Annotated in this window: 34 protein-coding genes and 1 riboswitch; of the genes, 7 read left to right on the top strand and 27 right to left on the bottom strand. The window is 52.1% G+C overall.

The window, feature by feature from the left end:
* Window positions 1–67 precede the first annotated feature (67 nt).
* The 20 genes from NP589_RS15660 to NP589_RS15565 form a co-directional block, all read right to left on the bottom strand.
* Window positions 68–541: a GNAT family N-acetyltransferase gene (locus NP589_RS15660; protein WP_256607839.1), complete on the bottom strand. Its 474-nt coding sequence runs from the start codon at window positions 539–541 to the stop codon at window positions 68–70.
* Between the two features lie 128 nt (window positions 542–669).
* The gene (locus NP589_RS15655; RefSeq protein WP_256607838.1) at window positions 670–1200 is read right to left on the bottom strand and encodes an FMN-binding negative transcriptional regulator; all 531 of its coding nucleotides are present in this window, start codon (window positions 1198–1200) and stop codon (window positions 670–672) included.
* Window positions 1201–1240: 40 nt separating this feature from the next.
* A complete protein-coding gene (locus NP589_RS15650; protein WP_256607837.1) occupies window positions 1241–1630 on the bottom strand; it encodes a tautomerase family protein in 390 nt (129 codons plus the stop codon).
* Window positions 1631–1672: 42 nt separating this feature from the next.
* Window positions 1673–1963: a DUF1330 domain-containing protein gene (locus NP589_RS15645; protein WP_256607836.1), complete on the bottom strand. Its 291-nt coding sequence runs from the start codon at window positions 1961–1963 to the stop codon at window positions 1673–1675.
* Window positions 1960–2658 carry a CTP synthase C-terminal region-related (seleno)protein gene (locus tag NP589_RS15640; protein ID WP_256607835.1) on the bottom strand — a complete coding sequence of 233 codons (699 nt, stop codon included), beginning with the start codon at window positions 2656–2658 and terminating at the stop codon, window positions 1960–1962. The genes NP589_RS15645 and NP589_RS15640 overlap by 4 nt, the downstream gene beginning before the upstream one ends.
* Window positions 2659–2713: 55 nt before the next feature.
* Window positions 2714–3220, bottom strand: coding sequence for a GNAT family N-acetyltransferase (locus NP589_RS15635; RefSeq protein WP_256607834.1), 507 nt, complete (start codon window positions 3218–3220; stop codon window positions 2714–2716).
* A gap of 4 nt (window positions 3221–3224) precedes the next feature.
* Window positions 3225–3776: a pyridoxamine 5'-phosphate oxidase family protein gene (locus NP589_RS15630; RefSeq protein WP_256607833.1), complete on the bottom strand. Its 552-nt coding sequence runs from the start codon at window positions 3774–3776 to the stop codon at window positions 3225–3227.
* A gap of 23 nt (window positions 3777–3799) precedes the next feature.
* Complete coding sequence (locus tag NP589_RS15625) at window positions 3800–4459, bottom strand: HAD-IA family hydrolase (protein ID WP_256607832.1); 660 nt, start codon at window positions 4457–4459, stop codon at window positions 3800–3802.
* Window positions 4460–4567: 108 nt separating this feature from the next.
* Complete coding sequence (locus NP589_RS15620; RefSeq protein WP_256607831.1) at window positions 4568–4885, bottom strand: hypothetical protein; 318 nt, start codon at window positions 4883–4885, stop codon at window positions 4568–4570.
* 292 nt (window positions 4886–5177) lie between these two features.
* A complete protein-coding gene (locus tag NP589_RS15615; RefSeq protein WP_256607830.1) occupies window positions 5178–5660 on the bottom strand; it encodes a GNAT family N-acetyltransferase in 483 nt (160 codons plus the stop codon).
* Between the two features lie 40 nt (window positions 5661–5700).
* Window positions 5701–6384 carry an SAM-dependent methyltransferase gene (locus NP589_RS15610; RefSeq protein ID WP_256607829.1) on the bottom strand — a complete coding sequence of 228 codons (684 nt, stop codon included), beginning with the start codon at window positions 6382–6384 and terminating at the stop codon, window positions 5701–5703.
* A gap of 36 nt (window positions 6385–6420) precedes the next feature.
* Entirely contained in the window at window positions 6421–6822 is a 402-nt protein-coding gene (locus tag NP589_RS15605) for a DUF4260 domain-containing protein (protein ID WP_256607828.1), read from the bottom strand.
* Window positions 6823–7028: 206 nt separating this feature from the next.
* Entirely contained in the window at window positions 7029–7850 is an 822-nt protein-coding gene (locus NP589_RS15600; protein ID WP_256607827.1) for a shikimate dehydrogenase family protein, read from the bottom strand.
* A 27-nt stretch (window positions 7851–7877) separates the two neighbouring features.
* The gene (locus NP589_RS15595; protein ID WP_256607826.1) at window positions 7878–8441 is read right to left on the bottom strand and encodes a histidine phosphatase family protein; all 564 of its coding nucleotides are present in this window, start codon (window positions 8439–8441) and stop codon (window positions 7878–7880) included.
* Window positions 8442–8496: 55 nt separating this feature from the next.
* Window positions 8497–8838 carry a cupin domain-containing protein gene (locus tag NP589_RS15590; protein WP_256607825.1) on the bottom strand — a complete coding sequence of 114 codons (342 nt, stop codon included), beginning with the start codon at window positions 8836–8838 and terminating at the stop codon, window positions 8497–8499.
* A 6-nt stretch (window positions 8839–8844) separates the two neighbouring features.
* Window positions 8845–9303 (bottom strand): PaaI family thioesterase, encoded by a 459-nt coding sequence (locus NP589_RS15585; RefSeq protein ID WP_256607824.1) that lies wholly within the window; start codon window positions 9301–9303, stop codon window positions 8845–8847.
* Between the two features lie 98 nt (window positions 9304–9401).
* Window positions 9402–9743 (bottom strand): hypothetical protein, encoded by a 342-nt coding sequence (locus NP589_RS15580; RefSeq protein ID WP_256607823.1) that lies wholly within the window; start codon window positions 9741–9743, stop codon window positions 9402–9404.
* Window positions 9744–9842: 99 nt separating this feature from the next.
* A complete protein-coding gene (locus NP589_RS15575) occupies window positions 9843–10346 on the bottom strand; it encodes a GNAT family N-acetyltransferase (protein WP_256607822.1) in 504 nt (167 codons plus the stop codon).
* A gap of 10 nt (window positions 10347–10356) precedes the next feature.
* On the bottom strand, window positions 10357–11466 hold the full coding sequence (locus NP589_RS15570; RefSeq protein ID WP_256607821.1) for an NAD(P)H-dependent oxidoreductase: 1110 nt from the start codon (window positions 11464–11466) through the stop codon (window positions 10357–10359).
* Between the two features lie 42 nt (window positions 11467–11508).
* Entirely contained in the window at window positions 11509–11904 is a 396-nt protein-coding gene (locus NP589_RS15565) for a GNAT family N-acetyltransferase (RefSeq protein WP_256607820.1), read from the bottom strand.
* A 191-nt stretch (window positions 11905–12095) separates the two neighbouring features.
* Here NP589_RS15565 and NP589_RS15560 point away from each other — a divergent pair, with 191 nt between their 5' ends.
* Window positions 12096–12806 (top strand): autoinducer binding domain-containing protein, encoded by a 711-nt coding sequence (locus tag NP589_RS15560; protein ID WP_256607819.1) that lies wholly within the window; start codon window positions 12096–12098, stop codon window positions 12804–12806.
* Between the two features lie 207 nt (window positions 12807–13013).
* On the opposite strand, the gene NP589_RS15555 is transcribed toward NP589_RS15560, so the two are convergent.
* Window positions 13014–13562, bottom strand: a complete 549-nt coding sequence (locus tag NP589_RS15555) for an MAPEG family protein (RefSeq protein ID WP_256607818.1) — start codon at window positions 13560–13562, stop codon at window positions 13014–13016.
* A 108-nt stretch (window positions 13563–13670) separates the two neighbouring features.
* Between NP589_RS15555 and NP589_RS15550 the strand changes: the two genes are divergently transcribed.
* Entirely contained in the window at window positions 13671–14087 is a 417-nt protein-coding gene (locus NP589_RS15550) for a winged helix-turn-helix transcriptional regulator (RefSeq protein WP_256607817.1), read from the top strand.
* 219 nt (window positions 14088–14306) lie between these two features.
* Here the strand turns inward: NP589_RS15550 and NP589_RS15545 are convergent, their stop codons facing one another.
* From NP589_RS15545 to NP589_RS15535, 3 genes are all read right to left on the bottom strand, one after another.
* Complete coding sequence (locus NP589_RS15545; RefSeq protein WP_256607816.1) at window positions 14307–15227, bottom strand: EamA family transporter; 921 nt, start codon at window positions 15225–15227, stop codon at window positions 14307–14309.
* A 364-nt stretch (window positions 15228–15591) separates the two neighbouring features.
* Complete coding sequence (gene ribB / locus NP589_RS15540) at window positions 15592–16233, bottom strand: 3,4-dihydroxy-2-butanone-4-phosphate synthase (RefSeq protein ID WP_371929678.1); 642 nt, start codon at window positions 16231–16233, stop codon at window positions 15592–15594.
* 151 nt (window positions 16234–16384) lie between these two features.
* A riboswitch (FMN riboswitch) is annotated at window positions 16385–16543 on the bottom strand.
* A 181-nt stretch (window positions 16544–16724) separates the two neighbouring features.
* Window positions 16725–17531: a helix-turn-helix domain-containing protein gene (locus tag NP589_RS15535; protein WP_256607815.1), complete on the bottom strand. Its 807-nt coding sequence runs from the start codon at window positions 17529–17531 to the stop codon at window positions 16725–16727.
* Between the two features lie 120 nt (window positions 17532–17651).
* Between NP589_RS15535 and NP589_RS15530 the strand changes: the two genes are divergently transcribed.
* From NP589_RS15530 to NP589_RS15520, 3 genes are all read left to right on the top strand, one after another.
* Window positions 17652–18113, top strand: coding sequence for a hypothetical protein (locus NP589_RS15530; protein WP_256607814.1), 462 nt, complete (start codon window positions 17652–17654; stop codon window positions 18111–18113).
* A gap of 328 nt (window positions 18114–18441) precedes the next feature.
* Entirely contained in the window at window positions 18442–18840 is a 399-nt protein-coding gene (locus NP589_RS15525; protein ID WP_256607813.1) for a YybH family protein, read from the top strand.
* Window position 18841: 1 nt separating this feature from the next.
* Window positions 18842–19327, top strand: a complete 486-nt coding sequence (locus NP589_RS15520) for a P-loop nucleotide/nucleoside kinase family protein (protein WP_256607812.1) — start codon at window positions 18842–18844, stop codon at window positions 19325–19327.
* A gap of 10 nt (window positions 19328–19337) precedes the next feature.
* Here NP589_RS15520 and NP589_RS15515 read toward each other — a convergent pair whose 3' ends face one another.
* The 3 genes from NP589_RS15515 to NP589_RS15505 form a co-directional block, all read right to left on the bottom strand.
* On the bottom strand, window positions 19338–19709 hold the full coding sequence (locus NP589_RS15515) for a TfoX/Sxy family protein (RefSeq protein WP_256607811.1): 372 nt from the start codon (window positions 19707–19709) through the stop codon (window positions 19338–19340).
* 160 nt (window positions 19710–19869) lie between these two features.
* Complete coding sequence (locus NP589_RS15510; protein WP_256607810.1) at window positions 19870–21669, bottom strand: serine hydrolase domain-containing protein; 1800 nt, start codon at window positions 21667–21669, stop codon at window positions 19870–19872.
* A gap of 174 nt (window positions 21670–21843) precedes the next feature.
* Window positions 21844–22317 (bottom strand): Lrp/AsnC family transcriptional regulator, encoded by a 474-nt coding sequence (locus NP589_RS15505; protein WP_256607809.1) that lies wholly within the window; start codon window positions 22315–22317, stop codon window positions 21844–21846.
* Between the two features lie 162 nt (window positions 22318–22479).
* On the opposite strand from NP589_RS15505, the gene leuA reads away from it, so the two are divergent.
* Window positions 22480–24141 (top strand): 2-isopropylmalate synthase, encoded by a 1662-nt coding sequence (gene leuA / locus NP589_RS15500; RefSeq protein ID WP_256607808.1) that lies wholly within the window; start codon window positions 22480–22482, stop codon window positions 24139–24141.
* A 40-nt stretch (window positions 24142–24181) separates the two neighbouring features.
* Window positions 24182–24391: a hypothetical protein gene (locus tag NP589_RS15495; RefSeq protein ID WP_256607807.1), complete on the top strand. Its 210-nt coding sequence runs from the start codon at window positions 24182–24184 to the stop codon at window positions 24389–24391.
* Window positions 24392–24422 lie beyond the last annotated feature (31 nt).

Genomic DNA, 24422 nt, shown 5'->3' with positions numbered 1-24422 from the left:
ACCAGCCATTAACGGCGTAAAAAATTTCTTGGTTCATACCGAACCAATCATACAAAGCATTCATGATTTATTCGCTTAAAAGTTCAATGGCCGGGATCGGCAAATGGTAGACATAAAACTGTTCGTCGCGCGTCCAGCCTGTTGTTCGATAAAGCCCCTGCGCCTCGGTGTTGATTACTGCCGTTGACAAGGTCAGGCGAACAGCGCCCAAGCTGGCCGCATATTCGACTGCCGCAGCTATGAGCAGACCGGCAATGCCTTGCCTACGAAATCCGGCATCGACGAATAGATCGTTGAGAATGAAGGTTCGAGCCAGCGAGACGGACGAAAAGCTGGGGTATAGCTGGACAAAGCCGGTGGTTCTATTGTCCTGCTCGGCCAGGAACAGTAACGATTCGCCGTGTTCGAATCGATCCCGCAAAAACGATTTCGCCGCATTCGGATCGCTGGGTTTACCGTAAAACCGGCGGTAACTGTCGAATAACGGAATGAGTGCTTCCAGGTCGGACAGCGTAGCTTGGCGAACTGCAAATGGCTTCATGACGACTTCTCTCAATGGTCGGACTCAAGGCTTGGCTGCATCGGCGACTAAATTCGCCATGGCCGGCTGGCCGAATTCTCGCAAAGCTTTGATCACGCTATTTTGATTTTCCGGCGGCTGGTTTTGGCTTACTTTCCACTTGCCTTGCAGCCGTGTGACACGCTGATTTCGATACCAATAATCTGTGTGATCAAGCGTTCGGTAAAATCAGCCGGGGCGTCCGATACAGACCAGGGCTCGGGGAAACCAGCTTCGAATGCCTGCGTCATAGCCTCCAATTGCCGGCGAATCCAAATCGGATCGTCTATTACTCGTAACGTGCCGTAAGCATGCACGGCGACGTAATTCCATGTGGGCACCACCTTGCCGGTTTGGGGTTTGGTCGCATACCAGGACGGCGAGATGTAGGCGTTTTCTGCCTGAAACACCGCCAATACTTCGGTTTGCGGGTCGAAGTCCGTCCACAGCGGATTCGAGCGGGCGATATGACCTCGCAAGCTGCCGTAAGGTGAACCGCCCTCCTCTACCCAATGCAACGGAATGTGGTTTGCGTTCAAACCACTGGCGGATGAGGCGACCAATGTCGCTAACGGATAATCGCGTATCAATGTCTGCATGACATCGATGCTGGGTTCTTCGAAATGCTTAGGTATATACATGTGTTCTTGCTGGATACTGGCCGCTTAAGTGTTGCTGGCACTAGACATTGATTTGGTAATTCACGGTCACTTCGTCGCCGTGCATGCCGCGGAATCCCCAATTGCAGGCAGGACTTTCATATATGCAAATTTCGATGTCCTGGTGGGCAATGCCGATCTGTTCGTGAATGCGGTCGAACAGCAAACGGATGAGTTTTTTCTTGGTGGCGGTATCCCGGCCGGTGATCATGCTGATTTCGATAATCGTGTAGGCGTCGGTCCTGCCGCATGGCGCGAACAGGTCGTCTTTTTCCATAGGAAAGAATCGATGCGCTCTCTTATCTTGCGGAAACTGCAGCGCTTCCACCACACACTCATGAATCACATCGGACAATGGCCGTTTGATGGGGTTGAGATGGTCTTTGATGCCGTATATTTTGATTTGTGCCATTTTGATGATCTAACCATTGATATGTTGGACTTTACGATTGCGTTACAAACATCCATCCACTAAAACGAGTTTGCTGGTAGTCGTTTGATGGCGTAATGAAAAAAGCGGTTGCGCTTCGGGGTCTTGAAGAAAGCCGTTAGCTTGTTCTCTTGATGGAAACTCGATGACAACGACCCTTTCAGGCCTCCAATCACCCTCTATAACGGTAGGCTGTTCGCCCCGGACTACGTACCTTCCAGAATGTTTTTCTATGAATGCCGGTATTTTCGAGATGTATTCTCGGAATCGATCAAAATCATGGATCGTTAGGTCCAAAATGAGATAGGCATTCATAGGTTTGCCACCGCGTTTAAAAACGCCGAAACTAAAGGATGCGGCTGTTCCGGCGTGGAGCGGGCTTGCGGCACGAACAGCGTACCGATGAAAAATGGATGACCCGGCCATTCGATCACCCGAATCTCGCCTTCGACATCGGCACCGCTGATTCGCAACGGGCCTTGTTTCAAAATTTCGATAAACTCGGGGTTGATACCGAAATTACAGTAATACTGTTCGGTGGCACTTAAGGCACCGTAGATTTCGGCGGCACGCGAACCGGGTTCAAATGTCAGCGGCAGCGCCCGCCCGGCCAGCGAACAAGTCAACTGCGAGATAAATAAATTCGACGCATAAGGATCGTACTCGGCATGCTGTGCGTCTTTAAACCCCAGTACATTGCGGGCGTATTCCAAAATCATGTGTTGAAAACCGCCGCAGGTACCGAAACACGGGATGCCGTTTTCACGAGCATAGCGAATCGCCGCCAGCGTGTTGTCCAGATTCTTGTACGGACTGCCGGGGGCCACCCAGAGTCCGGCGTAGCGTTCGAACAGCGTTTGGTCGATGTCAGCCGTTGAAACCCAGTCGGCGTTAATATCCAACCCGACAGCTGCCTTGGCATGTTCGATGGCGGCGTTGGTCGCCAGATGAGGCGGAAAACTGGGCGTGAATTCGCCGAGCAAAGCGATGGATTTAATCTTACCGTTCATTCAATAAAAACCTTACAGAAAACACTGGGTTGTTTGGGATGGAGTGCTTTGGTTGCTACTTGGGCTCAATTGGGCGAACCGTAGCGGAATCAGTAAGCCGAGTAACTTCTGAAATCCCTATGCGATAACTGTAGCCATGACGTTCAAAGCCCAGAGACTCGTAAAAAGCATGGGCTCGATCACGTTTGAAATTCGAGGAAAGTACAGCTTTGTAGCAACCTTTCTCGGCGCACAGCTCAAGGGCATATTTCATCATTAATTTACCGATCCCCAGGTTCTGCCATGCGGGGTCGACAGCAACATCCTCAAGAATCGCTGACGGTGTACCCATATGACCCAGGTTATCCATAATTAGCAATGCGAAGGTACCGACAATGCTATCGGCATGGGTGGCGACGTATATTTTGTAATCGGGGTAACTAATCATGCGCGCATAGATTTGCTCGGCCACGTTCAAAGTAAGCACATCACCATCGTCAAACTCGGGTTGCCCGTACAAGCGGAGTACTGCTGGCAAATCGGCTTTGATGATTTCACGGCAAATAATTGTGTCGCCAAACATTGCGTCAGCCGCCTTTTTCTAGGATATGGGTGGCTATGCCATCGATACTGGTCTGATTATTTTTCGTCCAATAGTCCCGTAACCCCTGTTCGCCTTGTTTTTCAGCCCAGTCCGAGAGTAATTCCCGCTCACCGGCATATGAAAAGTACGGAACAGCCATACCGCAAGAGGTTTGCACCAAATCGACATTGACGTCGAAGATCTGCCGGGCACCGGGTAGTGGATTAAACCTGGCAAAAAGATTATCCCATTCCGGGTCGTACTGATGAACAACCTTCGCTGTACCGTAAAGTCGTAGAATTAACGGAGTACCGTCAAAGGCGCAAAATAGGATGGTTATTCGCGGGGCTTGCTGTACGTGCGCAGAGGTTTCGTTACCGCTACCCGTTACGTTTAGCCAAACGACCCGTTTTGGGTCGATAACCCTGAAGGAGTCCATGCCTTTTGGTGAAATATTCACGCGACTGTCGGTGGTAGCCGTCCCGACGAAAAACAGTTTCTGCTCGCTGATAAATTGGATATGTTTGGCGGATAGTTCGTTGAAGCGCTTGCCCATGTCTGTCTCGGTGGTTTGAATGGCTAACGGTTGGATTGGGTCATATTAGCAAATTGCTCAAGCAGTTGCGGCAGCTGCGACATATCATCGAATACAACATGGCCGGCAGTCTGATACGAAGTGGTCACGCCGGTTTGTACATAGTAAAGCGGCGTCATGCCTGCTGCTATGGCAGCCTCAATTCCCACTTCACTATCTTCAATCACCGCGCACCGACTAGGCACAAAGCCCATCGCATGTGCTGCATAGTGGAATAAACCCGGCTCGGGTTTCCATGAACCGATCTCATACGAACTGAATAAATTGTCGCCAAAATAAGCAGCAAGGCCGCTGACTTCCAAAGCCTGACGGATTTTCGGAAGCGGTCCGCTGGAGGCAATACATTTCGGAGAATTTATGGATTCGAGCATTTCCAAAACGCCTGGCATGGGCTTCAAATCACGCGCGAAGAGTTCCGCAACACGCTGGCGATAGCGCTGTTCAAACGAATTAGGCAGATTCAGGCCAAGACGGTTTTCAAGGTCAATCAGAATCGAGCTTAGTTTTTGGCCGCGATAGCGCTCGGTCAAGGTCTGCAGTGAATCGTGCAATTGCGGAAGCAGATCGAGAAAGGCTTGATTGCACAATCCCTCGCTGTCAACCAGCGTGCCGTCCAAGTCGAAGATGACACAAATCGTGTTCATAGTGAGAAGCGGGTTACGCGTCTCAAGCGGACCAAGACCGACGATACGACCGATGTTGGCGGGCTTGGGCGGATTGAAACCGAGGATGTCATAAGCCTCGACGCCATTTTAAAGTACCCCACCCAACGATTCCTTGAGCGGGATATTGGCATTGAGTCTGTACCAATCATTGAACCGCTGGCGATAGGATTCAAACGGCTGATGCAGTGCTATACGCGGATCGTTACTCAGGGCATAGGCCATGCCTTCGATCAGCCACTGCTCACCGGTTAGCAGCACAAGACTGCCGAAACTGTTGGCCTGCCAATGATGAATGAGCTCATGCGCCACGTAGTATTGCTGCCAACCGCGCGGCGCGATGGCGATAGCGAAAAACTGCCCAAGTTGAATCCAGCCTTGTTCGATAGGCCGAAAGCGGACCGGCATTGCTCCGTGCTACAGAAGATGATCTTAGTCTCGCCGATAGCCAAGCCCCATTGGGTTTCAAGATAACTTTTCGAGTCATAGAGTAGCGATTCCGCCGCCGCAAGCTGAGAAAAATCGTCCATGCATAGGTTTTGCTCGTTGCAATTGACTCCGAATGCTTCAGGAATCAACACCCGAACCGGTTTGAAAAATACAAACGCCGAAATCGGCAGCAGCAGGGAAATCACGACAAACCATCCACTGTATTTCATCAATCTTCCTCCATGAAATCTAACGAAAAATACACGATTGCTTAGCTATTTGTCGTTAAATTTTGTCTCATCTTCCGACCACCAACCGGAATAAGACCATTCTGCTGATAAAAACTTAATGTCCGCTCGAATTCCGGCAGCGGCGGCGTGCATAACTCCATGCACGACCAACCGCGCTGTTGCCCATAATGTCTAACCTGCTCAATCAACAGAGCGCCGACACCCGAACAGCGAAACTCAGGAATCACGTAAAACTCTTGAATGACGCCTATTTTACCGCCGGCATATAACGCATAGGTTTCGGCGATGGTCGCAACAGCCACTGGGCGTTTATCCGACCGGCCAATGATGGCGGCGTAGTGGCCTGCGGATAACAATTCTTCACAGCGCTGGACCGTACCTTCCAAATCGATATCAAAATGCTGGGCGTGAGTGCGCTCGCAGATTTCCTGCGTCAGTTGCACGACTAGCGAGCCTATAATTTCTCCGTGGTCTGGCGTGGCTTGTATAAACTCCAATTTCATTCGCGTACTCACGTGCGATAGTTGCTTTAATTCGAGTTCGTTATTTAGGTTTGATGACCAGCATTCGATTACCGCCGCGTTGAAATTCATAATCAACCCTAACGATTTGTACGTCAAATCCTCGGCTGGCAAATTCTTCGTTAACGAGGGAAAGATAAGGCGAAATTGATCCATCAAGCGCAAGCAGCGGAAATATCCGCACCTCCCGAGCTACGCGCAACATTTCCTGTAGTGCCTGAAGATGAAACTCTGCCGACAAGTGTGTGCTATACAAAAACAGAAAATGCGACGACAAGGCAATATCGAATTGTCCGTTTGCAAAAGGCAGTGCTGGTAACTCTCCGGCTATGTATCGGCCTTCTTGCTTGCCCGATTCGAAATCAGCGAGGAAAGAAGTCATAGCCGACATGCGGATTTCTCCGAGCGCCTCTATCGATGGAATGACTTTCCAGATGTAGTCGTTTTGATTGTTACGCATCTGAGCCATGACAGTTTCATAGGTCTCCGCTATACGGCTTTTAATCTGCTCGACATCAAAGATATAGACAGGATCAACAGAAACCACTACACCGCCGCGTTTGGTCAGTTCAGCGTTAAACCCTGCAGGCCCGTCACCACAGCCCAGAATATGTCTGCCAAGATCGGCCTCGGTCAGACCAAACATGTCGACATATTCGGTGTATGAACGTCCCCAAGGTACGACCTTGTCCAGTGTAAAAGCCATCCAATGTTCCCTAAATGTTTCGGGTTTCTAACCCGGTTATTGCGCTTCTGAATGTTTGGCAACAAATCGACCGATGCGGCCAAGATGGGTAAAGCCAAATCCCTCAGAGTACTTGAGTCCATAACCCAGCGCCCGATCAAAGCCAATGTGGGCACACCAGATTAAACCGGCACATAGAAGTGCCGGGGCCGAAACCGTAAAACCGATCACCAGACTGGCAATGGCTCCAAGATATGAGTGCGCAGTATTATAGCTAATGGCGCCAACTTTGGTGCCGGCGAGGTAACCGAGCAAAGAAATATCGGGGACCAGGAAGTAGATTGCGAACGTGCTCCAGTCCAGATCGAATTTTGAGTAGGCGACACAGGCGGCAACCAGCATGCAAAATCCCTCCAGCCGCAATAAAACACGAACGGCCCCCGTTGTTTCACCTAGCATTTTGACTCCAGCAATTCCTGCATAGAAACTGATTGTTTTGGGTTAATTACAACCCGGATTGATGTCTTGCAACAACTGTCAGTATTGACAGGGTATGGTGCGAAACTTGTAATTTCCGGCGCGCAGCTCGCTTATTATCCGGCTATCACTGCAACTGCAGTTTAGGAGTTGCTCTGTATCGACAAGCGCTCTTGGCATTTTGCCTCTCATTCGGCGCCCATAAATGCCAACATAAAATTCATTTGTGCGGCCAACATGGGAACGCCGGTGTGGACGACCTTCCCCTGATCGGACGCTTCCTGGAGTAGCGGCGTCATTTCCGGTGCGATTACGCATTCGGCTACCAAGCCGCAATGCCGTATCAATCCCTTGGCGATCGGTAGCTCATCACTTGGCTTCATGCCGAGAGAAGTACCGTTAATAGCGATGTCGTAGTGCGATGTTGCATGGATTGCTGTTGTGACCTCAACTTGAGGATAAACATCAGTGACTCGCTCCACCAGAGCGCTGGCTCTTTGCGGTGTTCGATTCTGTATGCAGAGCGTAGCGCAGCCGTGCTTTGCAAGGGCAAAAGCAATAGCCGATGCCGCACCTCCGGCCCCAACAAGAAGGACGCTTGCACCTTTCACACTGTATCCGGCGCCGGCTAGTCCGGCAATAAAACCCTCGCCGTCCAGCATGGTGCCGATGAGGCGGCCGTCTCGGTTTCGGCGAACCACATTCACGGCGCCGACCAGGCGTGCCTCTGGGGTAAGTTCATCGATTAAACTGGCGGCAACGATTTTATGAGGCATGGAGACGACTGCGCCCCCGAAGTTTTTCATAGCGCGCAGGCCCGCAATAAATGCGGGAAAGCCTTCGGCCGAGACTTGCATGGGAAGCATTGCAAAGGCCCCCAAGAGTCCCCGTTCATCCAGTAATGTGTTTGCCATGACCGGCGTTCTAGCCTGGCTGACGGGGTCGGCTATTACGCCGAGTATTTTGGTGTTGCCGGTAATGGATGCAAGCATGTTTTTTGGATTCTGCATAAAAGTGAGGCGTTGTCCCTTTGAATGTCATGTTGCACGATAGTGATATACCCCATATTCCCAATAGCGGCCGCCCGGCTTTGAGGGACCAACCCAGTTTCTGGCTAACAACTCCTGGGCTATGAAGTAATTAACGAAACCATGACCCACCAGCAAGACATTTTTATGCTCATGCGCCACGTCTATTAATGTCGACGCCGCAACTTGCGCCCTCTTTTTTGCCATTAACAACGACTCACCGTTTCGCGAGAAACCAACGGCAGACAGACATCGCAGTAGCACACCCCAGGCACCAACCGACATCGTCAACGAACCCTTTTTGAAATGAGGAATAGCAATTTCCCGAAACATGGGATCGCTCAGCAAAATATCGCCAAATCCCAGTGCCTTGGCCGATTCCAAAGAACGGATAAAATCACTACAAACGGCAACATGGCATGCCGATGCAAGCTGCTTTGCGTTTTCCGGCGGTTCGTCTTCTATACCGGATAAATCATAACGGCTGATAATCTCGCCAACGTCCCGCGCTTTGGCTTTACCTTTTAATTCGAACGTCGGTTTACCGTGCCTGATTAATGTAATTTCCATCATTTAACTTGCAATATAACCTGGAACTAAGGCGCTGGCGTTATATTTGAGCGTCATGTTAAACCTCTACGCGATCACTCAGTGTGGCTGGATGGGAGATCACCAGAAACTGGACGTCAGCACTCGATTCATTCCTGAATTGGTGTGGCGTACCGGGAGCCACCTCAATGCCTTGCCCTTCGGTTAGCTGGATGCGTTTGCCGTTAATTTCCATGATGGCATCCCCTCGCAAAATGTAGAAAAACTGGCGAGCGCTTTCATGATAGTGACGTACTTCGCATGCGCCCGGCGGCACGCGTTCGGAGATAACCGACATGTCGGCTCGTTTTACGAGATGCCAACCGTCGCAGGCATCGCCCCAATGGTAGTGTTCGGCGGATGAACGGTCGATTGTTTGCATAATGGCCTAAGGTAAATTGGGGGTATCGCGGACAATAAACCACTCGACTACTGCCGATAGGACTACAACGCCGGCTCCATCGACAACCTCTACCGGAATAGGCGCCGATACCCGCCCGCGAGACGCGAACTCGGTCGACCAGCGGACAAGTTCGTCAGAGGCTACTTCGCATCGGGCGGATACCTGACCAGACGCTGGTTTACGAAACTTGGCTTCGAGCTTTCTCACGACCGGAACCACTCCGGTTTCGTTAGCAAAGTGTTGCGAAAGGAATGTACCGGAACCCGCCTCGGCCACTGCCAATAAAGCACTGCCATGGACGGTGCCAAGATGATTGGTGTATTGCAGTTTATCGGGCAAGCAAACTAAAAAGCCGCTATCCGGATTGGCGAGCTCAAGTCCGATAAGCCGATTGAAGGGTAATTGCGAGACGTCTATGGTTGATTCTCTCCGATCGATGTTCAAATTAAGTGGGCTGCCAATGTTGGCAAGCGCTGTTAAAGTACAATGCTAGATAAAGCGGCTGCGTACAAAAACAGGTTTTGGCCTCAAAATTCAGCATGTCATGAGTCGCTGTGTACCAGTAACTTGATTTTCGTACCTATTTCAATGGGATCCGCATCTGGTTCTATGCACACCGATAGATGACCTGAGCTGATAGGGCATACAAACTGGAAAAAGTTTCCATAGCGCACAAGCAGGTATTCCAAACCGCCGCAGTCGATGTTGCCTCGTTGCGAGGCCAATTTAAGCAAAGTTGGATTGACCAACAGCTCTTCATATCTATCGCTCTCCGAACTGCTGGCGTCCAACATATTCGATTTTGCTTTCGACTCTAGCTGACCATCCCGATAGATAGCGACGTAGCGAATGCTCTCTGACAGCTTAAATATGTTTTCAATCATTATTTCTCAACAAAGGACGAATATCGTTTTTAGGTGCCGACAGTTTGCATGATAGTGGTGTACTTCGCATGTCTAACACATGTTTGGGGAAATACCAGTTCATAGCCACGGTTGCTGTAGAGCATGGTCTAGGTCTGCAGTCGCCAATTGCATCGGTACAAACGCCACGCCATTTGCTTCGATGCCAGGCCCTTGCGGCTGAAAACCTAGCCGCTCATAAAACGGCACGGCGGGCAGCGAGGAATTGACTGTGAAGGTTTCCGACGGGCTAGCGGCCAGCGATAATTCGATAGCTCGCAACACCAATGCAGTGCCAATACCTTGGTATTGGAACGCAGGCGCTACAAACAGATGAAAAACATGCCTCGCGTCGCGGACGGCAACGACGCCGGCCAGAGTGTCGCCATATAAACCCAATAGATAAAGGAAATTATTGTGGGTGATATAACTGCCAATAGCTTGAGCGGAAATGCTTGAAAAAAATAACTCGGCACCGTCGCCAGTTGGGAAAATCGTACAACAATTAGCAACGCTGCCAATCAGTTGGCTGATGCGTTCTGCATCGCTAGCCTCGGCGGCACGGATAATCAGCGGCAAGTTCATCAGTGTACGGTCATTGATCGCTAACGGCAATGTCCGGCAAGTTCTGATAAACCTGCTCGACGGTTTGGTTCTCGGTTAAGGCTCTGATAACAGCCGGCAAGGGTTCCGCCCGGATGCCGGGTAAATCTTGCTCTAAAGGATTCGTAATCGGAAACGCCAATCTTTCCAGCGGCGGGCAAAAGTCCGCATTCACCCCGGGCTTATTGCCGCGTGCATCGATGCGGTACCAGCCGTATTGTTGCAGGTAAACCGCATTCAAACCGTGCAGGCAATGAGGAGGCTGGTCGCCGTCTATCGTCAACCGCTGGTAACACAGCCCGGCCGGAATGCCGTTGGCGCGCAATAGCGCCGCCAGCAAATGGCTTTTGGCGTAACAGTAGCCGGTGCCGTGGATTAACACCTCGGAAGCTGTGCAAGTGACTGGGTTCATCCGGTAATCCCAACTATGCTTGATTTCGTCGCGGACGAATTCGAAACAGCGTTTGGCAATTTCTTCCTCATCGGCGCAACCGACAGCTAACTTTGCGGCTTGCGCGACAATCGCCGGGTGTTGAGTATCTATATAAAGGCTGCTGTCGAGGTATGGTTTCATCGCCGGCGATTGATTCACCGCACATTCGATTTGTGTCAACACACCGCCCAGCAATGAAACCAATTCCGGCGCAGCCAGCAGTTCTGCTTCGCTGATATTAGCGCTTGGCAAAGGTAAGGCGATGGATGCCGCTTCGATAAGCTTGGCCGACATGGTGATCAAGGTTTCCCGGAGTGCGGCATCGGCGTGATGGGCGCGAGGCGTGGCGTTCAATACCGCCACCGGTTTATTCACAAAACCCTCGAATGCTACCAGCCAATCCAATGCATTTTTAATGGTACCGGTAACGCCGTGTGCATATTCCGGGCTGGCGATCAGCAAGGCATCCGCCGAGGCGACTTCGTCGCGTAATAGCTGTGCGACGGGCGGAGGCGCGCTTTCCAAATCCGGATTGTATAAGGGCAAATCGCCAAGCGTGGTAAACAGACGGACTTCGATCGAGGCCGGCGCTAATTCTCTTACGACCCGCAGCACGGCGGAATTGATGGACGCTGCCCGCAAGCTGCCGGATAAAGCCAGTATTTTCATTGCAACGCTACGGGTTGAATGTCAGGGAAAAGTGGTGACTGCTCAATTGAAAACCCTTGTTAAGATACAATCGATGCGCATGATGGCGCGGATAACCGGAATCCAGAGTACGCCACGGCAACCGTGCACTTGCGCATGCGCAATCAGCCAATCGAGCAAGGCACCGGCAAAACCTTGCGAAGTCTCGCCGCTTAACGTGACCAAATCGTCGACATACAGTATCTTGCCCCAGGCCAAAAACTCGGCGAAACGGAAACCCGCCACGCTTTTAATGGCGCCTTGTTGTCTAACAGCCAGAATTTGGTAGGACTGAACTTGCTGGCGGCGAACCTGGGGCAGAAACTGCTCCTGCTTGAGATGCGGACGCAACTCGCTGAACACCGGGAAACAGGCTTGAATGTCGGCATCGGTATCGGCAATGAAAATATCGAAAGTCATGGTTACGGTTTAAAAATCAAAGGGCTGGCTGTCGGCATAAACCAACTTTGTTGGATTAAACGCTATTTGCAATCGCCTAACAACTGTTAATATTGACAGCTCGTATCGTCATTTTGCATTGCCGAAATCTATTCCGCACATTGTGTTTCGGCGCATTCACCCTTTCGAACAGTTTTAACGACAGTAAATCGATGAAAGCCTGGCAAGAAACTCAACTTCAAGCACTGCAGACTTGCGATAGCGAACATCAGATTTTTCAAACTATTGTTTCAATGGGAGCGGAATTGGGTTTTGATTACTGCACCTACGGACTTAGGTTGGCGCTACCGCTGAGCAATCCGAAGATCGTGAAAAAGAGTAATTATCCTACGGCTTGGCAAGCGCAATATCAGACAAGAAACTATTGTGCGATCGATCCTACCGTTAAACATGCCCTACGCTCGTCCTTGCCTATCCTGTGGACGGACGGTTTGTTCGCCTCAACTGCGGACTTTTGGGAGGAAGCGCGTTCGTTCGGGTTACGTTATGGTTGGGCGCAATCCATGCGGGATTCCCCCGGCGCAACCGGCATGCTCACTTTAGCGCGCTCCGATGAGACACTTAGCGAAACAGAGCTTGCGGCCAAGGCTTTCAAAATGGCGTGGTTGGCCCAAAATGCGCATATTGCCTTGTCGCGCAGATTGTTACCCAAATTATTGCCGGAAGCGGATACGAAATTATCGAACCGCGAGATTGCGGTATTACGCTGGACCGCCGATGGCAAGACTTCCGGCGAAATCGCCAGCATCATGAAAATCACCGAGCGTACCGTCAATTTTCATATCAGCAATGCCGCAACGAAATTAAATGCAGCCAACAAAACCTCGGCAGCCGTCAAAGCGGCGATGCTCGGTTTTTTATAAAAACCACGCTGTTGAATCTGATTACCGAATCCTTGTGATCATTGCGGAAACGAACTTCGGATCTGTAAAGCGTCTTTCAGCGATCGGGAACCCCTGATCTAATAGACGGCGCGGTCCAGCTGGAAAATGACACTGATTTTCGCAAGCAATACAGGAGCACTGGATTAATTTCTAACGGTCATCAATCCGCCCGAATTCCATACACGCTTAGCCAATTCCAACCACCGTCACAAAGCGAAACCAAAGAGTACCTAGAATGATGCAACTTGACGCCCAAGTCGCGAAGCGATACGGCACCCAGTTTAAAGCCATATAAATAAATGCATGGGCATACCTGAGTACAACAAAAGCCCAGGCAAGGGCGATTTGAACGTTGTCAGCTTCTTTCACTACCAACATCAATAGACAAATCACATAAAAAAGCGGTGGTACCTGCATCAGATTATTGAAAGTTCGAGCCGGACGTTCTAATCGATCATCAGCCGGGATATCCGACTTGTAATCCGCGAAATACCCGATCGATGCATGTCCTCGAATAACGGCAACATTGCGTGCGACGACCATAATCAGCCATACCAAAGCCGTCAGCGTAAAGAGCGCAGCCATGGGAGAAACAAGCAACTCCGGTCGCACAGAGTGATGTTCACCGACTAATAGCCAGAATAACCAAGCTACGACCGAGCCGACAATGATGCAAGGAGCTGTGTAAATCCGCAGCAACGAGATATTGGTGGCAGTAGAATTCATTGGCGACATATACGATTTCCTTATGAACGTGGTTTGCGGAATAAGCCCCGGTTGATATACTTGCAATATGCAACCAATTATCCCATTTCAATTGCAAAATGCAAGTAAATAAACCAGATGCCCGAATCGAAGCCCAAAAATAGATGCCCAATCGATTATGCCCTTGAAGTGTTCGGAGACCGATGGACGCTGATCGTACTCCGCGATCTGATGCTAAGTGGCAAACGGCACTACCGAGAGCTGATGACGTCGAAAGAAGGCATCGCAACTAACATTCTGGCTTCGCGATTGAAGAAAATGGAAGCGGACGGACTCGTTATCCGCAAACATAAGCCCGAAGACAAACGCCAAGTGTTTTATGAACTAACGGACAAAGCACTTGATCTGGTCCCTGTGCTACTCGAAATTAGCCGCTGGAGCGTGATTTACGACAAACATACGGCAGCACCACCCGAACTCATGCGCCGCTATCAAGAAGAGCCGCAGCAGCTAATAGCAGATTTGCAGGAAGCGGCACGGGTCCGGCAAACCTGATCGTGTTTGCAACAAAAACGAAAATTTGGATGTGGCTTTCTACTCCTTTTGCCAGATCAAAATTTTGTAGGGCATTTTTACAACGCCCATCGCTCGGAAATTTTGGACTGATCGCAGATACCAGTCATCAACAAGACCGGCAACAGCCGGAACAGCTTGTTAATTCGTCTTTTGCATTCAGCGCCGAGACTCAAGTGGGTTCACTTGTGTCGAGGTGCATTATTTGCTCACGCCTCGCGCCGCTGCCGGCTTGACCCGCGAACCGTGCGCGCTGTTCATAAAGATGATCGAGCCGATGATAATCGCCGACGCACTCAGGATGCGCGGCGTCAGCGGTTCTTGCGCGAACCAGTTACCTAAAAACACCGCCACCAGCGGATTAACATAGGCATAGGTCGCAACCAGCGAAATCGGCGCATTCTGCAGCAACCAAGCATAAGATGCGAAACCGATCATCGAGCCAAACACGATCAGATACACCAAGGCCAGCCATGAGTCGGCCGATGCCTGGGCAAGGCTGAAGACACTCCATTTTTCGCTGAGGACGCTGACAACCAACAACGCAAATCCCCCGGCCAGCATTTCCGCGCCGGTTGTCATAAGCGCCGTCTTCGGCAAATCCGCGGTCTTGCTATAGATAGAACCAACGGCCCAAAGCAAACTGGCGAGCAATAGCGCCGCCACACCGGACATGTTTAAGGGCATACCGTCCGAAAACACCGACGGACCGACCAGCAGGTAAATTCCGATAAAACCGATGACCAAGCCGATCAATACGCGTAGCGCCGGTCTGACGCCGTTAGGTCTGAGTGCGTCGGCAATTACCAGAAACATAGGCACGGCACCGATGATCAGCGCGGCGACGCCGGACGGGACGGTTTGTTCGGCCCAACAGACCAAACCGTTGCCACCGAGCAATAACAAAGTGCCGACAATGGCGGCTGAACGCCACTGCCGCAAGGTTGGTGCGGCATCACCGGCCAGACGCCGCCAAGCCAGCAAAATGACGCCGGACACCACAAAACGCAATCCGGCCGAGAAAAATGGCGGCAGCGTCTCGACCACAAAACGGATCATCAAATAAGTCGATCCCCACACCAGATAAACGGCCAACAACGCCGCCCAAATCTTCGCATTCATTCTTCGAACGCCTGACTAATTTCAGTTTCTACTTGCGCCTCTGCCAGCCAAGGACGTAAGGGCCAGGGCGAATAATTTTTGTTGCCGATGATTAAGGTTAGCGCCAAGTGACATCCTAATAGGTGGAAAATTGTTTAAAAGTTATCGAAGCTTTGCTACAAAATGGATTGCGGACCACCGCACTTTTCAGCGAAACCACGCGTAAGGCCGCAATGACGTCGCGCGTTCACCAGATCAAATCGGCAAACAATAGACGCTTAATTTGGATACTCAAATCTCAGATTCTTGCGGTTAAATTAGATAACCACGACTATCCGATTAAAAACAGCAACCCCAGCGCGACGGCTAGAGTTGCTGAATAGTGTCAAGCGATAGCTGTCAAACGTTCCGATACCAAAGATAACGCCGGCGATTCGCGTGTCAAACGGTAGGCAATCACATCAGCGACGGTCAATACCGGCATATGATGGCAACGGCCAAATTCGACGATTTCCGCCAGGCGCGCCATCGAGCCGTCGGGGTTGGTCAGTTCGCACAACACACCGTAAGGCTTAAGCCCAGCCAACCGCATTAAATCCACCGTCACTTCGGTGTGACCAGCACGCTCCAATACGCCGCCCGGACGGGCCTTTAACGGAAATACATGGCCGGGCCGGCGTAAATCCTCCGCTTTGGCATCGGCCGCAATCGCCGCGTGCACAGTCCGTACCCGGTCGGCCGCTGAGACCCCAGTGGTGACACCGTGTGCCGCTTCGATTGAGACTGTAAAAGCCGTACTGTAGCGGCTGGAATTGTGCTCCGCCATCATCGGTAAACCTAAAGATTGGGTTTTTTCTTCCGGCAAGCAAAGGCAAACGATGCCGCTGCAATGTCGGATCAGCATGGCCATTTGCGGCACACTGAGGGTTTCGGCGGCAAATATGAGGTCGCCCTCGTTCTCGCGCGCCTCGTCATCGGTGACTAACACCCCCTGCCCTTGGCGCAAAGCGGCTAACGCGCATTCCACGCGTTCGTTCGCATCGCCGAAGGGGGCAATAAAGTCTGATTCATGGTAAAACTCCTAATAAGTTATGGAAGTACCAGAATCAGGGCTGAAAGATACTATTTACGAGCAGAAACAAGCCTTCCAGGCACGATAAAACGTGCGGAATACTTGGCGCTGTTCTCTTTCATCCGGACTATGACCGTCGGCTCTGGCGTCTCACCAGATCTGCTGACCCTCATTCTCAACAACAGAGATTGCGGCGCTCGCGGGCTCCCCGAGTCAAACCCGAGATACCGCCGGTGGGGAATTCCGCCCCGCCCTGAGCACAAGCGCGGCCATTTAATGAAAAACAGGTCTGAGCGTCAAGTTAAATTGCCATTGACGGATTGACTTGCTAACCGGAACGAAGGTTTGTAAGCCGCCATGCATTTCGAACGTTCCCGCGTCCCTTTACGCAATACGAGTTTCTGCTTATGTGCTACTTCTCTTTGCCGCAACAGGCTTTGCAAGACTTAAAGCTGCAACCTCGCCAATCGGTGCAGGCCTATCGTAGCCGGCGCGCCGAAGGTTTTGCGGAATTCGTGGCTGAAATGCGCGGAGTCGGTAAAGCCGGAGGCGTGTGCCGCCGTGGTAAAGTTTTGGCCGCGTATTATTTTACGAATCGCCTGCCGCATCCGGTTCCAGGCGCGATAACGTCGGAACGGCACGCCGATTTGTTCAGTAAACAAGTGCTGAAAACGCGACGGCGACAAACCGACTTGCATGGCCCAGGTCACCACCGGTGTCAGGTCGTCGGCGTGTTCGGATAAATAATCAACGACACGCGTCAGGCGCGGATCGATGACGGCGGAGTGGGCGCGCCGCTTGGCGTATCCTAATAAATCCAGCAGCGGTTCCGTCGTCCAGTCCGGCTTGTAGCGGTCTTCGTACAAGTCGCGCATTAAACGAATTTCGCCGCCGTTGCCGACCAAGGCGCCGTCGAGCGCCCGGCTATTGTTGATCAGCGGCTTGAATGCATCGGCGCCGGCGACGGTAGGCTCGATATACAGTACGGTAATCGGCTCGCCGCCGACATCCAGTTCATGCAACACTCCGGCCGGAATAACGGCAGTGCGGCACCACAGCCAATCGCCGCCGTGGAGACGCAAGCGAAACTTGCCGTAGAGGCTAGCCAGAAATACCGGCGCGCCGTGCTGGTGGCTGGCGTTGTAATACAAAGGACCGGTGAAATACGTACGGCCGTCGCGAATATCCCATAGTGCGTCGAACGGGTTATCGCCGAGTGCAGCACGTTTGTACAAGCGCGGTGTTTCCTTCATTGTTTACACTCCTGGTCGCTGCCAGCCACAAAATTTAGGCGAAGTCTAATCCAAAGCCGGTAGCCCAAACAATCTTCGCTCCGCCTGCCCTTATCCCTTAACAATTCGACGAGGAAAACCATGACCGCACAAAACCCTGTCTCCATCGCCAATCTGATTTTGCTAAGCTTTGGCGGACTATGTCTGCTTACAGCATTGGCCATCGCCTGGGTGCTGGGCGTCACCCTGTTTTTCCCGGACGGTGCGTTGGCCGGCCAATTGGTGGAACGCGACGACGTCATCCGCGCCCATGTCGATTATCTGATGATGGCGCAGTTTCTGTTGATCTTTTTCCTGGGCTTCCGCCAATATGCCATCGATCCTCCGTATTGGTTGATCGCGGCCTGTTGCTTTGGCGCATTTTTCAATCCGCTGGCGTTTTTGCTAAGAGGCCTGACTCCCAAGGCAGCTGCAACAATCCCTGTCGAACCGCATTTCCCGCTACAGGCAGCACTGAGCTTTTCGTTGACCACGATCAGTTTTCTCGGTGCTATCGTGCTGATAGCGCGGGCGGCGTGGATGGCACATTTGGCGAGGAATTGAAACGCCGCTATCAACAGCCGAACCAAGCTGGCATACAAATGGCGGGATTCGCCGCGGCGAATCTACTCGCGCGGATTTTATTGATCGGCAGCTTTAGGAAGCCGGTGTTGTATTTCTAAAAAATCGAGCACTGCTAGTTTATCCTTTGATCGGCAATATGACCTCTGTTAACATCCCATCATGATTAACGTGTTCCCAACCCTGCTGGCTATTATTACCACCATTTCCCCAATGGTGGGTTAGCACGTTTACTTTCTACTGCAACCCGCCCTGAGGCGGGTTTTTTATTGCCTGTCTCTTGGGAACTTACCCTACCAAGGAGATCGATATGGCATACCATCCGCTCAAACAAATGATCGAAGCTGCTGACAAAGCAATCACTGAAGAGGACTTCGATTCATTGATGGCTTTCTACGCAGACGATGCAACGCTTGTCATCAAGCCAGGCTTGATTGCAACAGGCAAGGAACAAATCCATAAGGCGTTCCTCGCAATTGCCGAATATTTCAATCATAGCCTTGTGGTCAAACAAGGCGCAATGCATGTCATTCAGGGCGGGAATACGGCTCTAGTGATTATGGAAACCGTTCTGGAAACGACCGATAACACCGGTGTGACGAGTTGCATCTCACGACGCGCCACCTATGTATTCCGGGAGGACCCTGCCGGCAAGTGGCTTTGTGTTATTGATAATTCGTATGGCACTGACTTACTGGGAGCCATGTAAAATGTCAAAATTACTGCCGACACTGCATTTGCTCTGCGGAAAAATTGCCTCTGGCAAATCGACATTAGCAAAGGAACTGGCCAAGACTCCGGACACGGTGATCCTCAGCGAGGACACTTGGCTTGCACATCTTTATCCAGACGACATCAAGACTGTGACGGACTATGTTCGGTGTGCTTCGAATTTACGTGGCGCGATCGGGCCACACGTGACCGATTTACTTCGTATAGGTGTGTCCGTGGTATTAGATTTTCCAGCCAACACCGTCGCAAACCGAAAATGGATGAGGTCTCTTATCGACAGAGCCGAATCAAAGCATGTGTTGCATTTTCTTGATGTATCGGACGACAAATGCTTGACACGTTTACGTGCGAGAAACGCGTCTGGCGCTCACGCTTTTGTAGTGGCTGATACCGAATTTGACCTAATCACGAGTTACTTCGTAGCCCCTCAGCAGGAAGAGGGTTTCAACATTATTCGATATTAGGTGTTCTGAATCAGTCTAAATGACGTATCACTGCTGTGTCCGTTTTGCTTTTGCGTTTTTTACGTTGGGCCCGCCGCGCGGCATCGTATGAGCGCCGCGCCCATACAGAAGCCTGCTCGCGGTCTTCCATAAACTCGGCCGGTGCTTGGTAATACGACATTTTCGCCATCTTGCCTTCCCGCTGATAGGCGAATGGCGCAAGCCCCTGTTCCTCGAAAAACTTGGCATTTTCAGCATCCGCCTTGAGATAAAGGGTCTCGTCGGCCACCAGGGCAAACATCAAGCCATCGTGGTAGACACCATAGCCGCCGAACATCTTGCGGATCTGAATGGCGCCGAACAGTTCGAACACTTCCGGCAGATAGGCTATAAACTCGCTCAACGGAAGACCTCTTGATCGATGGTTGCAAGATTGGCAACACTCATAAATTCCATTTTGACTGGCGGCCGCCGGAAATGGCAAAGCTTAGGCATTGATAAAACGTTCAAGCGAGTGAAAGTGTTGAAGAATGCCAAATGCTTGGGAGACCTAAAGGTTTTGCTCATTTCTTCCGCAATAAATACCCGGAATAGGCCACAAAATCTTGGCCATCGATGGTCTCCAGACGCACGGTTTCCTGCATGCCTCGTCCCAGTCCAAGAATGACGGCTGCATTTTCCGATACCGGTGCAATGGGAAAAGTCAGATTATTCATGTCGAATGTGGGAATGGAATACTCCAGCATCAAAAAACCGTCCCGCTCGCGTAGCGCGCAGTTTTCAGGAACCATCGCCTCGCCTTCGGCAAGATTCACAATCTCGTATTCGCCCAGACGACTGCGCATGGAGTCAGGAATCGCTACAGGTTGGATTTTCTCGCCCAACACGAAGGTTTGCCCATGCCAATTGGCCAGCGCCAGATCATGGCCGTCGACATGGCGCACCGATACGCCGACTTCGGCCAGTTGCTCAGGTTGTAGCGGAATCAAACCCAGAAACTTGTAGCGAATACCAAATTGGCCGTCGCCCCTGCCGACCAAATCCAGGCTGCTGCCGTTCAGTTCGGTGGCTAGGGTATCGCCATCCGCGGTTAATTTAATGTAGCCCAGCGCGGTTGCATATTGCCCGGCTGCCAGTTGCTGTTGTTGCGGGGTTAAGCCGCGGGTTTCCATTTCAGGTGTTTCGGCATCGTCCGACAGCGGCTGGCCGGTTTTTATCGCAATCGCCAGTTTTAGCGCCTTATCGGTGACTTTGTCGATCAAGTTGCCGGTGGGCGGGGAGTTAGCCAGCACGACCACGCCCAGCTTGTGTTCCGGCGCCACCGTCAGCAGGCTACGGTGAAAAAGTGTGGCGCCGCCGTGTGCGGCCACTTCGCCGATACCGGGCTTGCTGGTCAAGAACCAACCCAAACCGGTTTTGGTGCCTACATCCAGCGCCACGTCCTGGTTTTGCTGGCGTAGCATTTCATGCAGGGTTTCCGGCTCCAATATGGGCCGGCCATTGGCTTTTCCGTCCGCCAAGACCATAGCGATAAAACGGCTCAAATCCAAGACATTCGCGTTCAAGCCCCCGGCCGGCATATCGCGCAGTGCCACTTCCGTCTTTTCCTGATCATTCTTATAGGCTTTCGAAGCCAGTTTTCCCTCGATGCCGAGCGAAAATGCCGCATTCGTCATACCGAGCGGTTTTAACAGCTGCCGGTCGGCATAACTGCTGAAATCCTGGCCGGTAAGCCGTTCCAGCATCGTCCCTAATAAGGTAATGCCCAGATTCGAATAGGCCCAGATGCGATTGGGCGGATAGGCGACGTATTCGTCTTTCAGGGGGTAGACCAGTTGACTGAACGGCGCTGGATTCTTAGTCCACATGCCATTGCCCCTATCGCCCGGCAAGCCGGAATGATGCGTCATGATATTGCGCGGTGTAATCGGCCCGGCATCCGGAAAGCGGCTTTTGATCGCAAAATTTGGCAGATAGGTTTGCAAAGGCCGATCAATATCCAGCTTGCCTTGCTCAGCCAGTTGCATGACCAGCGTATCGGTGAAAAGCTTGGAGATGGAGCCGGTTCGATAAACCGTTTCCGGTGTCGCGGCAATCTGCCTGACTTGATCGGCATAGCCGAAACCTTGCGACCAGACGATCTGCTGATCATCCACCACTGCGATGCTCAAGCCTTCCACGTCCTGTTCGGACATTTCCTGTTCGATCAGCCAGGTCAGATGAGCCTTGAGATAACTATAATCGCCGTGTTGTACAGTATCCGGCTTTAGCGGCGGCGAACCCGCGCAACCGCTTAGCAAAAGCAATATCGCGCTTAAATATGTCAAATAGGTTTTCATCTGATCCTTGAAGGGGGTAATCATCGAGTTGTTGGCCGGCAAGATTTCAAGCCCCTGTGGATGGGGCCTTGAGGTTTTTACCAGCGCTGTTTTTGGTAGCTGGATGGTATTAGGCGAGCCAATTGTAGTCAAACGTTTTAACAGTGCGGCCCTAGGTCTACACGAAGGCTGACTCTGCTAGTAATGAGTTCGGAACGATCATGCCCCTACCCCGACCGGAAACGCGGTCTTATCCACCACCCGCCGCAATACGAAGCTGGTATGCACCCCGCTGACACCCGCAATGCCGGTGATGCGTTTCAACAGCAATTCCTGATAGGCGTCCAAGTCCTTGACCATAACTTTGAGCTGATAATCGGCGGTCTGGCCGGTGATCAACAGGCATTCCATGACTTCCGGAATGCCGGCAATCGCCGCTTCGAAGGTGCTGAAACGTTCCGGCGTGTGTTGGTCCATCGAAATGTGGATCAAGGCCATCAGCGTCAGACCCAAGGCTTTGGCATCCAGCAGCGCCCGGTAGCCGACGATCAGGCCGCCCTCCTCCAACGCTCGCACCCGCCGCAGGCAAGGCGACGGCGACAAACCGATACGGTCGGCCAGTTCCTGATTGCTGATGCGGCCGTCGGCTTGCAGGATGTTCAAGATTTGAATGTCGTATCGATCCAGTTCCATAAAATATCCTCTATTGTCATAGCAAAACAACTTACCAGCGTATTTATATAAATATTGGCAATATTCTATCAAGGTTTGGCATTTTAAATGGCATAAACGCAATCGCCTAGCGGACGGTTTGGCTTATCTTATCGACACCCCATTTACCGAGAGCACCGAGCCATGTTGACCGACCCTTCCCGCAAATACCGTCCATTCCCACCGGTGAAACTTGCCGACCGCCAATGGCCCAACCGCACGATTAGCCAAGCGCCGATCTGGATGAGCACCGATTTGCGCGACGGCAACCAGGCTTTGTTCGAACCGATGAACGCCGAACGCAAATTGCGCCTGTTCCGCACCTTATGCGCCATCGGTTTCAAGGAAATCGAAGTAGCGTTTCCGTCGGCCTCGCAAACCGAATTCGATTTCGTGCGCCGCTTGATAGACGAGGCGTTGATACCCGACGACGTTACCATCGAAGTGCTCAGCCACGCCCGCGAACCGCTGTTGCGACGCACTGTAGAAGCCTTGCACGGCGCACGTTCGGCCATCGTCCATATCGTCAACGCGACCTCCCAACCGTTTCGCGAACTGGTGTTGGGCATGAGCCGTGCCGGGGTATTGGCGATGGCCGTCGATGCGGTGCGGCTGGTCAAACAATTGACCGCCGACCAGCCGCAAACCCAATGGCGCTTGCAATACAGCCTGGAAACCTTCACCGCCACCGAGCCGGATTTTGCCGTGGAGGTGTGCGATGCGGTCAGCGCCGCCTGGGGAGCGACGCCGGATAATAAGATCATCTTGAATTTGCCGTCGTCGGTGGAAACGGCGACGCCGAACGTCTACGCCGACCAGATCGAATGGATGCATCGCCATATCGCCCGCCGCGACAGCGTCATTCTCAGTGTACATCCGCACAACGACCGCGGCACGGCGGTAGCCGCCGCCGAACTGGCGTTGATGGCCGGCGCCGAGCGCGTCGAGGGTTGCTTGTTCGGCAACGGCGAACGTACCAGTAACGTGGATTTAGTGACCCTGGCGTTGAATCTTTATACCCAAGGCATCGCTCCGGGCTTGGATTTTTCCTACATCAATGCCGTAGTGCGCGATTTCGAGGCTTGCACCGGCCTGAGCGTGCCGCCGCGCCAACCCTATGCCGGCGAGTTGGTGTTCACCGCGTTTTCCGGATCGCACCAAGACGCCATCAAGAAAGGCTTTGCCGCACGGCAGCCTGATAGCGTCTGGAATGTGCCCTATCTGCCGTTCGATCCGGCCGATGTCGGGCGCGGATACGACGCGGTGATCCGCATCAACAGCCAGTCGGGCAAGGGCGGCATCGCCCACTTACTGGAAAGTCATTATGGTGTGGTACTGCCGCGCCGTTTGCAAATCGAGTTTTCGCAAGTCGTCCAACTGCATACCGACCGCCACGGAGGCGAAATCGGCGCGGAACAGTTATGGCGATTATTCGCACAGACGTATCTCGATGTGGCTAAGCCTATGGCTTATCTCGGCCATCAATTGTACGAGCATGCGCAAGACCAAGGCATACGACTGCAAATCGAGTGGGACGGCGAACCGCGTACCTTAACCGGCGTGGGTAACGGGCCGATAGCCGCGGCCGTCCAAGCTTTAGGCACACTCGGCGGCGCAGTGTCGGTGTGCAGCTACGAGGAACGCTCGACCGGCAGCGGCGGCGATGCCCAGGCTTGCGCCTTTGTCGAACTGGCGGCTGCAAAGGGCCAAACCGCCTATGGCGTCGGCATGGACGGCAACATTGTCAGCGCATCGATCACACCTGGGAATATCGAATGGCACGCCGGAGTGCTACTGGCGCCCTGACAACCAGGTTTTGGAGCCAACCCGGCCGGGTCACCTTGTTTTGCTGAAGATAACGAGCCAAAGCCAATGCGAAGGCTTCGGTCTCGAAAATCTCGTTGGAGACGTCTTCCCAAAAAATGGCATTCCAAAAATCGAGATCTCGATCAGCTGCGCTCAAGCTTCGCTTTCCGACTTTGGCTGGTTTTCCATCCAGGTACCGGTGCGTCAATTTGATGATCGCATCAGTCATCAACTCGCCGTTTTCGGTTAAACGTGGAAAGCGATCTTGATAAAGGTTGGGT

It is taken from the genome of Methylomonas rosea (assembly GCF_024505055.1).
GTDB classification, from domain to species: domain Bacteria; phylum Pseudomonadota; class Gammaproteobacteria; order Methylococcales; family Methylomonadaceae; genus Methylomonas; species Methylomonas rosea.
This window is presented reverse-complemented; position numbering and strand designations above follow the sequence as displayed.

Excerpts from the sequence above, each read along its gene's own strand:
- NP589_RS15660 (WP_256607839.1), bottom strand. The coding sequence starts at position 541 with ATGAAGCCATTTGCAGTTCGCCAAGCTACGCTGTCCGACCTGGAAGCA.
- NP589_RS15655 (WP_256607838.1), bottom strand. The coding sequence starts at position 1,200 with ATGTATATACCTAAGCATTTCGAAGAACCCAGCATCGATGTCATGCAG.
- NP589_RS15650 (WP_256607837.1), bottom strand. The coding sequence starts at position 1,630 with ATGGCACAAATCAAAATATACGGCATCAAAGACCATCTCAACCCCATC.
- NP589_RS15645 (WP_256607836.1), bottom strand. The coding sequence starts at position 1,963 with ATGAATGCCTATCTCATTTTGGACCTAACGATCCATGATTTTGATCGA.
- NP589_RS15640 (WP_256607835.1), bottom strand. The coding sequence starts at position 2,658 with ATGAACGGTAAGATTAAATCCATCGCTTTGCTCGGCGAATTCACGCCC.
- NP589_RS15635 (WP_256607834.1), bottom strand. The coding sequence starts at position 3,220 with ATGTTTGGCGACACAATTATTTGCCGTGAAATCATCAAAGCCGATTTG.
- NP589_RS15630 (WP_256607833.1), bottom strand. The coding sequence starts at position 3,776 with ATGGGCAAGCGCTTCAACGAACTATCCGCCAAACATATCCAATTTATC.
- NP589_RS15625 (WP_256607832.1), bottom strand. The coding sequence starts at position 4,459 with ATGAACACGATTTGTGTCATCTTCGACTTGGACGGCACGCTGGTTGAC.
- NP589_RS15620 (WP_256607831.1), bottom strand. The coding sequence starts at position 4,885 with ATGCCGGTCCGCTTTCGGCCTATCGAACAAGGCTGGATTCAACTTGGG.
- NP589_RS15615 (WP_256607830.1), bottom strand. The coding sequence starts at position 5,660 with ATGAAATTGGAGTTTATACAAGCCACGCCAGACCACGGAGAAATTATA.
- NP589_RS15610 (WP_256607829.1), bottom strand. The coding sequence starts at position 6,384 with ATGGCTTTTACACTGGACAAGGTCGTACCTTGGGGACGTTCATACACC.
- NP589_RS15605 (WP_256607828.1), bottom strand. The coding sequence starts at position 6,822 with ATGCTAGGTGAAACAACGGGGGCCGTTCGTGTTTTATTGCGGCTGGAG.
- NP589_RS15600 (WP_256607827.1), bottom strand. The coding sequence starts at position 7,850 with ATGCAGAATCCAAAAAACATGCTTGCATCCATTACCGGCAACACCAAA.
- NP589_RS15595 (WP_256607826.1), bottom strand. The coding sequence starts at position 8,441 with ATGATGGAAATTACATTAATCAGGCACGGTAAACCGACGTTCGAATTA.
- NP589_RS15590 (WP_256607825.1), bottom strand. The coding sequence starts at position 8,838 with ATGCAAACAATCGACCGTTCATCCGCCGAACACTACCATTGGGGCGAT.
- NP589_RS15580 (WP_256607823.1), bottom strand. The coding sequence starts at position 9,743 with ATGATTGAAAACATATTTAAGCTGTCAGAGAGCATTCGCTACGTCGCT.
- NP589_RS15575 (WP_256607822.1), bottom strand. The coding sequence starts at position 10,346 with ATGAACTTGCCGCTGATTATCCGTGCCGCCGAGGCTAGCGATGCAGAA.
- NP589_RS15570 (WP_256607821.1), bottom strand. The coding sequence starts at position 11,466 with ATGAAAATACTGGCTTTATCCGGCAGCTTGCGGGCAGCGTCCATCAAT.
- NP589_RS15565 (WP_256607820.1), bottom strand. The coding sequence starts at position 11,904 with ATGACTTTCGATATTTTCATTGCCGATACCGATGCCGACATTCAAGCC.
- NP589_RS15560 (WP_256607819.1), top strand. The coding sequence starts at position 12,096 with ATGAAAGCCTGGCAAGAAACTCAACTTCAAGCACTGCAGACTTGCGAT.
- NP589_RS15555 (WP_256607818.1), bottom strand. The coding sequence starts at position 13,562 with ATGTCGCCAATGAATTCTACTGCCACCAATATCTCGTTGCTGCGGATT.
- NP589_RS15550 (WP_256607817.1), top strand. The coding sequence starts at position 13,671 with ATGCCCGAATCGAAGCCCAAAAATAGATGCCCAATCGATTATGCCCTT.
- NP589_RS15545 (WP_256607816.1), bottom strand. The coding sequence starts at position 15,227 with ATGAATGCGAAGATTTGGGCGGCGTTGTTGGCCGTTTATCTGGTGTGG.
- NP589_RS15535 (WP_256607815.1), bottom strand. The coding sequence starts at position 17,531 with ATGAAGGAAACACCGCGCTTGTACAAACGTGCTGCACTCGGCGATAAC.
- NP589_RS15530 (WP_256607814.1), top strand. The coding sequence starts at position 17,652 with ATGACCGCACAAAACCCTGTCTCCATCGCCAATCTGATTTTGCTAAGC.
- NP589_RS15525 (WP_256607813.1), top strand. The coding sequence starts at position 18,442 with ATGGCATACCATCCGCTCAAACAAATGATCGAAGCTGCTGACAAAGCA.
- NP589_RS15520 (WP_256607812.1), top strand. The coding sequence starts at position 18,842 with ATGTCAAAATTACTGCCGACACTGCATTTGCTCTGCGGAAAAATTGCC.
- NP589_RS15510 (WP_256607810.1), bottom strand. The coding sequence starts at position 21,669 with ATGATTACCCCCTTCAAGGATCAGATGAAAACCTATTTGACATATTTA.
- NP589_RS15505 (WP_256607809.1), bottom strand. The coding sequence starts at position 22,317 with ATGGAACTGGATCGATACGACATTCAAATCTTGAACATCCTGCAAGCC.
- leuA (WP_256607808.1), top strand. The coding sequence starts at position 22,480 with ATGTTGACCGACCCTTCCCGCAAATACCGTCCATTCCCACCGGTGAAA.